Source organism: Burkholderia sp. MSMB1589WGS (assembly GCF_001636105.1).
GTDB lineage: Bacteria > Pseudomonadota > Gammaproteobacteria > Burkholderiales > Burkholderiaceae > Burkholderia > Burkholderia humptydooensis.
In genome coordinates, this window is sequence record NZ_LNJT01000007.1 from 173,181 (window position 1) to 186,506 (window position 13,326).

The 13,326-nt window shown below is 70.3% G+C and carries 11 protein-coding genes; 9 read left to right on the top strand and 2 right to left on the bottom strand.

Annotated elements, in window-relative coordinates:
• The first annotated feature begins 193 nt into the window (after window positions 1–193).
• Window positions 194–2,182: an acyl-CoA synthetase gene (locus WT16_RS08805; protein WP_063533151.1), complete on the top strand. Its 1,989-nt coding sequence runs from the start codon at window positions 194–196 to the stop codon at window positions 2,180–2,182.
• A gap of 82 nt (window positions 2,183–2,264) precedes the next feature.
• The gene (locus WT16_RS08810) at window positions 2,265–3,668 is read left to right on the top strand and encodes an MFS transporter (protein ID WP_063533818.1); all 1,404 of its coding nucleotides are present in this window, start codon (window positions 2,265–2,267) and stop codon (window positions 3,666–3,668) included.
• Window positions 3,669–3,741: 73 nt separating this feature from the next.
• On the opposite strand, the gene WT16_RS08815 is transcribed toward WT16_RS08810, so the two are convergent.
• Complete coding sequence (locus tag WT16_RS08815; RefSeq protein ID WP_063533152.1) at window positions 3,742–4,422, bottom strand: GNAT family N-acetyltransferase; 681 nt, start codon at window positions 4,420–4,422, stop codon at window positions 3,742–3,744.
• 110 nt (window positions 4,423–4,532) lie between these two features.
• Entirely contained in the window at window positions 4,533–5,303 is a 771-nt protein-coding gene (locus WT16_RS08820; RefSeq protein WP_015600503.1) for a class I SAM-dependent methyltransferase, read from the bottom strand.
• A 332-nt stretch (window positions 5,304–5,635) separates the two neighbouring features.
• Here WT16_RS08820 and WT16_RS08825 point away from each other — a divergent pair, with 332 nt between their 5' ends.
• From WT16_RS08825 to arcA, 7 genes are all read left to right on the top strand, one after another.
• Window positions 5,636–6,580 carry an ABC transporter substrate-binding protein gene (locus tag WT16_RS08825; RefSeq protein WP_075644831.1) on the top strand — a complete coding sequence of 315 codons (945 nt, stop codon included), beginning with the start codon at window positions 5,636–5,638 and terminating at the stop codon, window positions 6,578–6,580.
• Window positions 6,577–7,797: an ABC transporter permease gene (locus WT16_RS08830; RefSeq protein ID WP_063533153.1), complete on the top strand. Its 1,221-nt coding sequence runs from the start codon at window positions 6,577–6,579 to the stop codon at window positions 7,795–7,797. Before WT16_RS08825 ends, WT16_RS08830 begins: the two co-directional genes overlap by 4 nt.
• Window positions 7,794–8,732, top strand: a complete 939-nt coding sequence (locus tag WT16_RS08835; protein WP_063533154.1) for an ABC transporter ATP-binding protein — start codon at window positions 7,794–7,796, stop codon at window positions 8,730–8,732. The genes WT16_RS08830 and WT16_RS08835 overlap by 4 nt, the downstream gene beginning before the upstream one ends.
• On the top strand, window positions 8,729–9,556 hold the full coding sequence (locus tag WT16_RS08840) for an ABC transporter permease (protein ID WP_059934345.1): 828 nt from the start codon (window positions 8,729–8,731) through the stop codon (window positions 9,554–9,556). The genes WT16_RS08835 and WT16_RS08840 overlap by 4 nt, the downstream gene beginning before the upstream one ends.
• Before the next feature lie 508 nt (window positions 9,557–10,064).
• Entirely contained in the window at window positions 10,065–10,397 is a 333-nt protein-coding gene (locus WT16_RS08845) for a hypothetical protein (RefSeq protein ID WP_009912310.1), read from the top strand.
• A gap of 154 nt (window positions 10,398–10,551) precedes the next feature.
• Window positions 10,552–12,012 carry an arginine-ornithine antiporter gene (gene arcD / locus WT16_RS08850; RefSeq protein WP_015601023.1) on the top strand — a complete coding sequence of 487 codons (1,461 nt, stop codon included), beginning with the start codon at window positions 10,552–10,554 and terminating at the stop codon, window positions 12,010–12,012.
• A gap of 17 nt (window positions 12,013–12,029) precedes the next feature.
• Window positions 12,030–13,286, top strand: coding sequence for an arginine deiminase (arcA, locus tag WT16_RS08855; RefSeq protein WP_063533155.1), 1,257 nt, complete (start codon window positions 12,030–12,032; stop codon window positions 13,284–13,286).
• Window positions 13,287–13,326 lie beyond the last annotated feature (40 nt).

Below are 13,326 nucleotides of genomic sequence, written 5' to 3' on the forward strand. Positions count from 1 at the left end.
TGCGACGCAACGCAGGAGCGGGTGCCGATGGCCGGCGATCCCGCGCGCGGCACGTTACACTCTCGTCGCATTCGCGCCATTGCGTCCCGGCGCCGCCCGAACGAACCGCCGCCGCACCTTGCCTACCGGCTGCAAGGCGCGGCGGCGGTTCGCATCCGACACACGGCTTTCACAGTCCGACAGGAGTTCATGCATGGCGGTTCGCGACATCCATGACATCGAGCAGATCGAGCGCGTTCCGCTGCACGCGCGCGCGCTGCCCGCCAACACGCTGCAGATCTTCGACGAGCGCGCGGCGAAGACGCCCGACGCGCCCGCCCTCACCTTCTTTCTCGACGCCGACCGGCTCGACCGGTCGCACACGTGGACCTTCGCCGAGCTGCGCGCCGACATCGTCAGGACGGCGAACGTGCTCGCGAGCGTCGGCGTGGGCGCGGGCGACGTCGCCGCGTTCGTGCTGCCGAACCTGCCCGACACGCATTTCGCGATCTGGGGCGGCGAGGCGGCAGGCATCGCGATGGCGATCAATCCGCTCCTCGACGGCGCGCAGATCGCCGAGCTCGTCGACGCGGCGCGCGCGAAGGTGTTGATCTGCGTCGCGCCGACGCCGGGCGTCGACATCTGGCCGAAGCTCGCGCCGCATCTGAGCGCGATGCCGACCGTCGAGACGGTCATGTGGGTCGATCTGCGGCCCTATGTGCCGCTCGCCAAGCGCGCGGCGCTCGCGTGGGTCGAGCGCCGCGAGAAGGCGCGCCTGCGCGGCGAGCGGGTCCGGATCGTCAATCTGCACGCCGAGATGCGGCGGCAGCCGGGCGACCGGCTGATCCGGCCGCGCACGATCGGGCCCGACGAGCCGTCGTCGTACTTCTGCACGGGCGGCACGACGGGCCGCCCGAAGATCGCGGTGCGCACGCACGGCTGCGAGGTGTTCGACGTGTGGGCGGCGAGCGAGACGCAGGCGCGCGACGGCGAGGACGCGCGCACCATCTTCTGCGGGCTGCCGCTCTTTCACGTGAACGGCCAGCTCGTGACGGGCCTGATGGCGTGGTTGCGCGGCCATCACGTCGTGCTCGGCACGCCGCAGGGCTATCGCGGCAAGCACGTGATCGCGCGCTTCTGGGCGATCGTCGAGGCTTACAGGATCAACGCGTTTTCCGGCGTGCCGACGCTTTTCGCGGCGCTGTTGCAGCAGCCCGTCGGCCGGCACGACATCCGCTCGATCGAATACGCAGCGTGCGGCGCGGCGCCGATGCCCGTCGAGCTCGCTCGCGGCTTCGAGCGCACGACCGGTGTGAAGATCGTCGAGGGCTACGGGCTCACCGAGAGCGCATGCATCGCGTCGCTGAATCCGCTCGACGGCGAGCGGCGCATCGGCTCGATCGGCCTGCGCCTGCCTTATCAGCGCATGCGCGCGGTGATCGTCGACGACACCGGGCGCTACGTGCGCGACGCGCTCGTCGACGAGGTCGGGCTGATCGCGCTCGCGGGGCCGAACGTGTTTCGCGGCTACCTCGATCCGGCGCACGAGCGCGGATTGTGGATCGACATCGCGGGCGAGCGGTGGCTGAACACGGGCGACCTCGGCCGCCGCGACGCCGACGGCTATTTCTGGCTCGTCGGCCGCAAGAAGGAGCTGATCATTCGCGGCGGGCACAACATCGATCCGCGGATCATCGAGGACGCGCTCGCCGCCCACCCGGCCGTCGCGCTCGCGGCGGCGATCGGCCGCCCGGACGCGCACGCGGGCGAGTTGCCCGTCGCGTACGTGCAGTTGAAGGCGGGCGCGAGCGCTGACGAAGCCGCGCTGCTCGCGTTCGCCGCGGGCGCGATCCCCGAGCGCGCGGCGGTGCCGAAGCACGTGCGGATACTCGACGCGGTGCCGACGACCGCGGTCGGCAAGATCTTCAAGCCCGAGCTGCAGCGGCTGGAAATCGCGGATGTCGTGGCCGCGTGCGCGTGCGACGCGCAGGTCGCGCTCGAGTGGGTCGACGTCGTGCAGGACGCGCGGCGCGGGCTCGTCGCGCAGATCGCCGTGCGCGGGGCGCACGGCGCGCTCGCCGAGCGGCTCGCGCGTTATGCGTTCGCCGTCGACTGGCGCGGCGAAGGCGAGCGCGACGGCGCGCATGCGCATGCCGCCGGGGCGACGCGCGGCGAAACCGCCGCGCGCGAGCGCGCGTCGTGAGCGCCGCCCTGGGCCGCCCGCCGTTTCGTCGCCGATTTCGTCGCCGATTTCTCCGCCGATTCGTCATGCGGGCCGAATCCTGATGCGCGCCGGCAACTTCCGCGTGACCGCGGCCGTCGTCGCGAGCGCGCTCTTCATGCAGAACGTCGACAGCACGGTCGTCGCGACCGCGCTGCCGAGCATGGCGCGCGACCTCGGCGTGAACGTCGTGTTCCTGAGCAGCGCGATCACGTCGTATCTCGTCGCGCTGACCGTGTTCATCCCGGTGAGCGGCTGGATCGCGGACCGCTTCGGCGCGAAGCGCGTGTTCATCGCGGCGATCGCGATCTTCACCGCGGCGTCGGTGATGTGCGCGGCGGCGAACGGGCTCGCGGCGCTGATCGCCGCGCGCATCCTGCAAGGCGCGGGCGGCGCGCTGATGGTGCCCGTCGGCCGCCTGATCCTCTATCGCGGCGTGTCGCGCGACGAGATGCTCGCGGCGACCACCTGGCTCACGATGCCCGCGCTCGTCGGCCCGCTGCTCGGGCCGCCGCTCGGCGGCTTCCTGACCGATGCGCTGTCGTGGCGCGCGGTGTTCTGGATCAACGTGCCGGTGGGCGTCGCGGGCGCCGGGCTCGCCGCGCGTCTCATCCCCGCGTCGGCGGGCGAGCGGCGCGCGCCGCCCGACCTGGCCGGCATGCTGCTCGTGGGCGCGGCGCTCGCCTCGCTGATGCTCGGCGTCGAGACAGCGGGCCGCGGCGTGCTGCCGGCCGGCACGCCGGCGCTCGGCATCGGCGCGGGCGTCGTGCTCGGCTGGCTCGCGATCCGCCATTGCCGGCGCGTCGAGCGTCCGGCCGTCGATCTGTCGCTGCTCGCGATTCCGACGTTTCATGCGGCGACGATCGCGGGTAGCCTGTTTCGCGCGGGGGCCGGCGCGCTGCCGTTTCTCGTGCCGCTGACGTTGCAGGTCGGCTTCGGCGCGAGCGCGTCGAAAAGCGGCGTCATCACGCTTGCGAGCGCGCTCGGCTCGCTCGTGATACGGCCGATGACGCATGCGGCGCTGCATCGCGCGTCGATGCGCACGGTGCTGATCGCGGGCAGCGTGTCGTTCGCGGCCGTGCTCGTCGCGTGCGCGACGCTGTCGGCCGCCTGGCCGGACGCGGCCGTCTTCGCGCTATTGCTGATCGGCGGGCTGTCGCGCTCGCTCAGCTTCGCGTCGCTGGGCGCGCTCGTGTTCTCCGACGTGCCGGGCGAGCGCCTGTCGGCCGCGACATCGTTCCAGGGAGCCGCGCAGCAACTGATGCGGGCGGCGGGCGTCGCCGTCGCGGCGGGCGCGCTGCATCTGGCGATGCTGATCGGCGGGCGCGGCCGGGCGAGCCAGGCGGATTTCGCGTGCGCGTTCGTGGCGATCGCGCTCGTCGTGCTCGCGTCGCTGCCGATGTTCGCCGCACTGCCGGCCGGCGCCGGCGAAGGGCTTGCAGGGCCGGCGCGCCGATCGCGGGAATGAGACGGCGCGCGCGGAAGCCCGCCGGTCACGTCGATTCGGCCGACGATCTCGGCGCAGTCCGCATCAGTCCGCATCAGTCCGGATCAGGCCGCGTCGGGCGATCGCGCGCGACGAGATCGAGATACGCGCGCACGTCGCCGCCGTCGAGCGGCTTGACCATTACGCGCACCGTGCGCACCGCGTCTTTCATCGGAACGTTCTCGACGGTGCGCACGTCGGCGTAGCCTGCGCGCGCCCAGAAGCGCTCCGCGCGCGGCGCGCCGCTGACCACGCCGAGCCTCAGCCAGCGCGCCCCTCGCGCCCGCATCCACGCCTCGAGCGCCGCATAAATGCATCGCGCGACACCCTGCCCGTGCCGCACGGTCTCGACGATGAACAGATCGACGTGCCAGATGCCCGGCGCGAACATGTCGGCGAAAAGCGTCGCGAACGCGGCGAGCGGCGCGTGCGCGCCGGACGAAACGGACGACGAAGGCGTCGGCGCATTGCAGCCGGCCGGCGCGGAAGGCCGAAAGCCGATCGTCCATTTGGCCGTGCAACCCCGGTCGGCAGGCGGCATGCCCGCGTACTCGACGGCCGCTTCGTCCGGTGCGGGCGGCTTGCCCGTCGTGTCGACGAAATACTCGGGGTTGCGCTCGAAGAACGCCTGGATCGCGGGAATATCGTCGGCGCCGAGCGCGATCGCGCACAGGTCGTCGATTTCGAAGAGCGCCGGCGCGCGGGCGGACGAAGATTCGGATTCGGTCGGAGGCATGGATGGGATTGATGGGATGGAGGCGGATCGTATGCGCGAAGAACGTGACGCCGGCCACGGCCGATCGGCCGCCGTCGGCGGGCCAATGCGCCGGCGCGCGCGGCCGCCGCTCAGCTCCCCGCCCGGATCGCCGCGAGGAACAGCATCGGCGGGCGCCGGCACTCCGCCTCGAGGTCCGGCCGCACCGCGAGCGCGTCGGGAATCGGCGCCGGCTCGCCGAGGTGCGTGAGCGTGAAGCCCGCCTTCAGCAGCGTGTTCACGTAGGTCTCGACCGTCCGGTGGTATTTGACGACGCCGTCGACGAACCAGCGCGTGTCGCGCCGCCCTTCCTGCCGGTAGCGGTCGACGGGCCAGTGCTGCTTGTGGCCGTCTTCGTCGCGCACCCAGCCGTGCGGATACGCGGTGCAGATCGGATGCTCGACCGAGAACACGAAGCGGCCGTTCGAGCGCAGCGCGTCGTAGATCCGCGCGACGACGCCCGGGTAATCTTCGACGTAGTGCAGCGCGAGCGACGACACGACGAGATCGAACGCGCGCGTCGCCGCGTGATAGGTCTCGATCGACCGCTGCAGATAGGTGATCGCGCCGTCGTCGGTGCGCGCGCGCGCCTCGTCGAGCATCCGCGACGACACGTCGACGGCCGTCACCGTCGCCGCGCCGCGCGCGCGCGCATAGCGGGCGAAATCGCCGAAGCCGCAGCCGAGGTCGAGCACGTGCAGGCCCGCCAGGTTCGGCAGCAGACGTTTCATCGCGGGAAATTCGAGTGCGCCGTTCAGGCCGGTGTCGCCCTGTCGAAGCGTTTGGTAGCCTTCGAAGAACGATGCGTCGTCGTAGATGTTTTGCGGCGCGGACGGAGGCGCCGTGTTGGGATCGCTGCTCACGATGGACGCTCCTTGACGTAGACGGCAATCGGCGGGAAAGCGGCTCAAGACGATTCGAGGCGACGGGCGGCGCAATATCCGTTCCACGCGCGGCGCCGTCCGTCGCATTGTATCGCCGCGATACGGAAATGCGCAGTCCAAAACGATGGTTCGCGATGATCCGGCCCGCGCGTGAACGCGCCCTTGTTTGCCAAAGCGCGCCCGCTCAAGTACCTTGAACCCCTGCCGCCTGCGATCGGCCCCCCGCTTCGCCCACGGCCGAGTCCCGCCGCCCGGGCCGGCGCACGCCGTCGCATCCGTTCATCCGCTGTCCGACAGGAGTGCCAGCCCCGATGAGAGTCCCCCGTTTCAGCCGTTCCGTGCGCGCGGCCGCCGCCGCCGCCGCGCTCGCCGTTTCCCTCTGCGCCGCCGCGCCCGGCGCGCGCGCCGCCGGCGCGGTCACCGTCGCGTCGAAGATCGACACCGAAGGCAACCTGCTCGGCAACGTGATCGCGCAGGTGCTGAAGGCGCACGGCATCGCCGTCGTCGACAAGATCGGGCTCGGCGCGACGCCGATCGTCCGCCGGGCGCTGACGACGGGCCAAATCGACATCTATCCGGAATACACGGGCAACGCCGCATTCTTCTTCAACAAGGCCGACGATCCCGCGTGGAAGAACGCCGCGCAAGGCTACGCGCTCGCGAAGCAGCTCGATTACGCGGCGAACCGGATCGTCTGGCTCGCGCCCGCGCCCGCGAACAACACGTGGGGCGTCGCGGTGCTCAATTCGATCGCGCAAACGCAGCATCTGAAGACGTTCAGCGATTTCGGCAAGTGGGTCGGCGCGGGCGGCAAGGTGAAGCTCGCCGCGTCGGCCGAGTTCGTCAACAGCGCGTCCGCGCTGCCGTCGTTCGAGAAGGCGTATGGCTTCAAGCTGAAGCCGGAGCAGATGCTCGTGCTGTCGGGCGGCGACACCGCCGCGACGATCAAGGCCGCCGCGCAGCAGACGGACGGCGTGAACGCCGCGATGGTCTACGGCACCGACGGCGGCATCGCGGCCACGGGGCTCGCGGTGCTCGACGACGACAAGCACGTGCAGCCCGTCTACGCGCCCGCGCCGATCATCCGCGAGGCGGTGCTCAACGCGCATCCGCAGATCGCCGATTATCTGAAGCCCGTGTTCGCGAGCCTCGATCTGAAGACGCTGCAGACGCTCAACGCGCGGATCCAGATCAACGGCGAGCCGGCCGCGAGCGTCGCGGCGAGCTATCTGAAAGCGAAGGGCTTCGTCAAATGACGGCGCGCACGGCGGGCGGGGCCGGCGCCCCCGCTCCCGCGCCGCGTCCGCGCGCGATTCCCGGATGGGCCGCGCGCGTCGACAAGGTCGGCGCGCTGATCGCCGCGCTCGTCGCGTACGCGGCGTTCGTCCAGCCTTTCGTCACGCTGCGCGCGAACCGGATCGCGGCGGGCTCGGAACTCTCGCTCGGCGCGGTGTTTCCGGCGCTCCACGCTTACGCGCTCGACGCGCTGTGGGCGGCAGGCGCGCTCTTCGCGCTCGCGCGCAGCCGCGCGGCCGCGCGCGCCGCCGTCGGCGTCGTGCTGGTGCTCGTGCTGTGCGTGGCGCTCGGCGCGGCGCCCGCGCATCTCGTCACGCCGGACACGCCGCTCGCGCGCGTGTCGCCCGCGGCGGGCGCCTGGCTGCTGCTGTTCGCGTTCGCGGTGCTGATCGCCGACGCGCTCGCCCGGATCGCGCCCACCCCGGCGATGCGCCTCGTCGCGCTCGCCGCGGCGCTCGGGGCGCTCGCCGCGTTCATCCACGGCGGCTTCTGGGACGGGCTGTCGGTGATGCAGGAATACGCGGTGCGCGCCGACACGTTCCGCAGCGAGGCGATCCGCCACCTCGCGCTCGTCGCCGGCTCGGTGGCGGCGGCCGTCGCGCTCGGCGTGCCGCTCGGCATCGGCTGCACGCGATTCGCCGCGCTGCGCGGCGCGCTGCTGCCGCTCTTGAACGTCGTGCAGACGATTCCGAGCATCGCGCTGTACGGCCTGCTGATGGCGCCGCTCGCGATTCTCGCTGCGCGCGTGCCGCTCGCCGCCCGCCTCGGCGTGAGCGGCATCGGCGTCGCGCCCGCGCTGATCGCCCTCTTCCTGTATGCGCTGCTGCCGATCGTGTCGAGCGTCGTCGTCGGCTTCGCGCAGGTGCCGGCCACTGTCGTCGAGGCGGCGCTCGCGATGGGGATGACGGGCCGCGAGCGGCTCGTCGCGATCGAGCTGCCGCTCGCGCTGCCCGTCGTGCTCTCCGGCGTGCGCATCGTGCTCGTGCAGAACATCGGCCTGGCGGCCGTCGCCGCGCTGATCGGCGGCGGCGGCTTCGGCACGTTCATCTTCCAGGGGATCGGCCAGTCCGCCACCGATCTCGTGCTGCTCGGCGCGCTGCCGACGATCGCGCTCGCGCTCGTCACCGCCGTGCTGTTCGAGGCCGCGACCGACCTCGCGAAAGGAGCGCGCCGATGATCGAGATCGAACGCGTGAGCCGGCTGTTCGGCGATCTCGCCGCGGTCGACGACGTGTCGCTCGCCGTCGCGCGCGGCACGGTGACGGCGCTCGTCGGCGCGTCGGGCAGCGGCAAGTCGACGCTGCTGCGGATGATCAACCGGCTGATCGCGCCGACGAGCGGGACGATTCGCGTCGACGGCGTCGACACCGCGAGCGTGCCCGCCGAGACGCTGCGGCGCGGGATCGGCTACGTGATCCAGGGGCACGGCCTCTTTCCGCACTGGACGGTCGCGCGCAACATCGCGACCGTGCCGCGCCTGCTCGGCTGGCGCGCGACGCGCATCGACGCGCGCGTGCGCGAGCTGCTCGAGCTGTTCGAGCTCGACTACGGCACATACGCGCGCAAGCTGCCGCACCAGTTGTCGGGTGGCCAGCAGCAGCGCGTCGGCGTCGCGCGCGCGCTCGCGGCCGAGCCCGCGATCCTGCTGATGGACGAGCCGTTCGGCGCGCTCGACCCGATCATCCGCGGCAAGGCGCAGGACGATCTCGTCGCGCTGCAGCGCAGGCTCAAGATCACGATCGTGATCGTCACGCACGATATCGACGAGGCGCTGCGGCTCGGCGACCAGATCGCGGTGATGGACGCGGGGCGCATCCTGCAGGCGGGCCCGCCCGCCGAGATTCTCGGCCGGCCGCAGCCGGGCGTCGTCGAGCGGCTCGTCGCGGGCCTCGACCGGCCGCTGCGCCTGCTCGCGCTCACGCGCGTCGCCGCGCTCGCCGAGCCGGGCGCCGCGCCCGGCGAGCCGATCCCGGGCGCGCTCACGCTGCGCGACGCGATCTCCGAGCTGCTGTGGCGCGGCGTGAGCATGCTGCCCGTATCGAGCGCCGACGGCGCGGTGACGACGCGCATCACGCTCGATGCGATCGTCGCGCAGGCGAAGCGGCCGGAATGAGGCGCGCGATGAAAGCCGCGAGCGCCGCGCGCAATACGGGCGCGCCGGGCGCGCTTGGCGCAGCGAGCCGGCGCGCGGGCGTCACGCTTGCGCGCATCGCCGCGCTGGCGGCGCTCGCCGTGATGCTCGCGCGGCCCGGCTGGCTCGAGCCCCTTTTCGCGCCGTTCGCCGACAACGGCGCGCCCGCGATCTACCGGCGCGCGAGCCTCCTCGACCTGACGCTGTCGCATCTCGCGATCGTCGCGGCGGCGAGCGCGGCGGGCGCGATCGTCGCGCTCGCGGCGGGGATCTTCGTCACGCGGCGCGCGGGCGCGGAGTTCCTGCCCGTGGCGCGCAGCGTCGTGCACATCGGGCAGACCTTTCCGCCCGTCGCGGTGCTCGCGCTCGCGGTGCCGGCGATCGGCTTCGGCGTGAAGCCCGTGCTGATCGCGCTGATCCTGTACGGACTGCTGCCGATCTTCGAAAGCACGATCGCGGGGCTGCAGGACGTGCCCGCCGACGCCGTGGACGCCGCGCGCGGGATGGGGATGAGCGGGCTGCAGCGGCTCGCGTGGATCGAGCTGCCGCTTGCGTTTCCGGTGATCCTGAACGGCATCCGGCTTGCGGTCGTCATCAATCTCGGCACGGCGACGATCGGCTCGACCGTCGCAGCGAAGGGACTCGGCGACGTAATCATCGCGGGGCTGCAGACGGCGAACACCGCGTTTGTGCTGCAAGGCGGCCTCGTCGTCGCGCTGCTCGCGGTGCTGATCTACGACGCGCTCGGCGCGCTCGGCCGATGGCTCGCGCCGGCGGGCGCGGCGCGGCGCGAAGGCGGCGCGTAGCCCGGCCGCACGCGCCGCGAGTGTCGCCCGGCGTCGCTTTTGTCGCATCGCAGCGCAGCCCGCCCGTGTCGGCTTCGGCACGCGCGGCCTGCAGCGATTTCAGCAAGATGGAATCGTATCGAACGAGGTCATCGCGACAGGCACCTACCTGTCCGACGAATGCCGATCCGTGCCGTTGAAACGTGCTCGCCGCGTGCGTGTACGACAGCGACATGCACACCGATCCTAGCACCGTTTGCACATGCTCCGACCGCCTTCCGGCCGCCTTCCGGCGTTTTTTGATCCATGACATGAAGTGCCGTTTAAATTGTTTCCAATCAGTAAGCCATCGGGAAGAATTGAATCGACGAAAGCGAATTCAAATGCCGAATTTGACGGATTTGGAACGCGTTCGATCGGCTCGTTTTGCACACGAGAAGCGGGATTCAAGGCCTGATTCGGTCGCGTGCGGAAATGCGGCGCCAAAAGCGCTCGTGAGCAAGGTCGAACGGAAAAGCAGGAAAGCACGATGAGAATCTGCATTGAAAATATTCAACCGGGGGTCACGCGAGAAGAGCTGCAGGCTTTTCTATTCAAATACACCGGGAAGACATTTACCGATATTCAATTCATCGGAGAGTCGGGCCCGAGGCCGGGCGCGCTGATCGACATCGACGGCGCCAGTTGGAGCGCGCTCGCGGAAATCCGCCGCCGGCTGCACGGCATGTACTGGAAGCGGCGCCGGATCGGCGTCTGGCTCTTTTCATTCTGGGACCGCAGCGACGCAGCCGAGGTGCGGCGTCAACGCGAAGCCCGGACACAAGCGGCAAGGAGCACGCCCATGACGACGCTCCGCCGATAACGCCCGAACGGGCACGCATCGACCCAATTCAAACGACGCGCGTTCCGCCGGACCGCGCGCAAGCGGCAACCGCCGTGCTCCCCCGCCCCCGGCGGACGCGCGATGGCCGCGTGCGCGCCGCGTTTTTGCGCGAACGCGATTGCGAGGAAACATCATGGCTGAAGTGACACAAGAACGAGACGTCGCGGCGCAATCCGTGACGAACAGGCTGCGGCTCGGCGCGCTCACCGCGCTCGTGGTCGGATCGATGATCGGCGGCGGCATTTTCTCGCTGCCGCAGAACATGGCGGCCACCGCCGAAGCGGGCGCGATCCTGATCGGCTGGGCGATCACCGCGGTCGGCATGCTCACGCTCGCGTTCGTGTTCCAGACGCTCGCGAACCGCAAGCCGCAGCTCGACGGCGGCGTCTACGCGTATGCGCAGGCAGGCTTCGGCGACTACATGGGCTTCTCGTCCGCGTGGGGCTACTGGATCAGCGCATGGCTCGGCAACGTCGGCTACTTCGTGCTGCTGTTCTCGACGCTCGGCTATTTCTTCCCGGTGTTCGGCGAAGGCAACACGCCCGCCGCGATCGCGGGCGCATCGGTGCTGCTATGGGCCGTGCACTTCCTCGTGCTGCGCGGAATCCGGCAGGCGGCGTTCGTCAATCTCGTCACGACCGTCGCGAAGATCGTCCCGCTCGCCGTCTTCATCCTGATCTGCTTCTTCGCGTTCAAGCTCGACGTGTTCCGCACCGATATCTGGGGCCGCGCGAATCCGTCGCTCGGCTCGGTGATGAACCAGGTCCGCAACATGATGCTCGTGACCGTCTGGGTGTTCATCGGCATCGAGGGTGCGAGCATCTTCTCGGCGCGCGCCGAAAAGCGCAGCGACGTCGGCCGCGCGACCGTGATCGGCTTCGTCGGCGTGCTGCTCGTGCTCGTGCTCGTGAACGTGCTGTCGCTCGGCCTCATGACGCAGCCGCAGCTCGCGAAGCTGCAGAACCCGTCGATGGCGGCCGTGCTCGAGCACGTCGTCGGCCACTGGGGCGCGGTGCTCATCAGCGTTGGCCTCGTCGTGTCGCTCGCCGGCGCGCTGCTGTCGTGGGTGCTGCTCTGCGCGGAAATCATGTTTTCTGCCGCGAAGGACCACACGATGCCCGCGTTCCTGCGCAAGGAGAACGCGAATCACGTGCCGGCGAACGCGCTCTGGCTCACGAACGCGATGGTCCAGGTGTTCCTGCTGATCACGCTGTTTTCGCAGAGCACCTATCTGTCGCTGATCTATCTCGCGACGTCGATGATCCTGATCCCGTACTTCTGGTCGGCCGCCTACGCGCTCCTCATCGCCGTGCGCGGCGAGACCTACGAGGGCGACGCGCGCGCGCGCCGCAAGGACCTTTTCGTCGCCGCGCTCGCCGTGCTCTACGCGGTGTGGCTGCTGTACGCGGGCGGCGTCAAGTACCTGCTGCTGTCCGCCCTTCTCTATGCGCCGGGCGCGCTCTTCTTCGCGAAGGCGAAGCGCGAGCTCGGCAAGCCGGTTTTCACCGCCGCCGAAAAGCTGATCTTCGCGGCGGCGGCTGCCGCCGCACTCGCCGCGGCCTACGCGCTCCACCGCGGGCTCATCACACTTTGATCGAAGAGGTAATCAACATGTCCCAAGCCACTCCTCAAGTCGGTGTCCATTCCGAAGTCGGCAAGCTGCGCAAGGTGCTCGTCTGCTCGCCGGGCCTCGCGCACCAGCGCCTCACGCCGAGCAACTGCGACGAGCTGCTGTTTGACGACGTGATGTGGGTGAACCAGGCGAAGCGCGACCACTTCGATTTCATGTCGAAGATGCGCGAGCGCGGCACCGAGGTGCTCGAGATGCACAACCTGCTGACCGAGACCGTGCAGAACCCGGTCGCGCTCAAGTGGATTCTCGATCGCAAGATCACGCCGGACAACGTCGGCATCGGCCTCGTCGACGAAGTGCGCGCGTGGCTCGAGAGCCTCGAGCCACGCGCGCTCGCCGAGTTCCTGATCGGCGGCGTCGCGGCGAGCGACATTCCGGGCGCCGAGCGCTCGAAGGTGCTCACGCTGTTCCGCGACTATCTCGGCAAGTCGTCGTTCGTGCTGCCGCCGCTGCCGAACATGATGTTCACGCGCGACACGTCGTGCTGGATCTATGGCGGCGTCACGCTCAATCCGATGCACTGGCCCGCGCGCCGGCAGGAGACGCTCCTCGTCGCCGCGGTCTACAAATTCCATCCGGCGTTCGCCGATGCGAAGTTCGACGTCTGGTACGGCGACCCCGATCGGGATCACGGCATGGCGACGCTCGAAGGCGGCGACGTGATGCCGATCGGCCGCGGCGTCGTGCTCGTCGGGATGGGCGAGCGCACGTCGCGCCAGGCGGTCGGCCAGCTCGCGCAGTCGCTGTTCGCCAAGGGCGCGGCCGAGCGCGTGATCGTCGCCGGGCTGCCGAACTCGCGCGCGTCGATGCACCTCGACACCGTGTTCAGCTTCTGCGACCGCGATCTCGTGACGATCTTCCCCGAAGTCGTGAACCGGATCGTGCCGTTCTCGCTGCGCCCCGGCAGCGACGCGCATTACGGCATCGACATCGAGCGCGAGGACAAGCCGTTCATCGACGTCGTCGCGCAGGCGCTCGGCCTGAAGTCGCTGCGCGTCGTCGAGACGGGCGGCAACGATTTCGCCGCCGAGCGCGAGCAATGGGACGACGGCAACAACATGGTCTGCATCGAGCCGGGCGTCGTCGTCGGCTACGACCGCAACACGTACACGAACACGCTGCTGCGCAAGGCGGGCGTCGAGGTGATCACGATCGGATCGAGCGAGCTCGGCCGCGGCCGAGGCGGCGGCCACTGCATGACCTGCCCGGTCCTGCGCGACCCCGTCGACTACTGACGCAAGCGTCGCGGCGCGCGCGCATGCGCCGCCCGCCCCG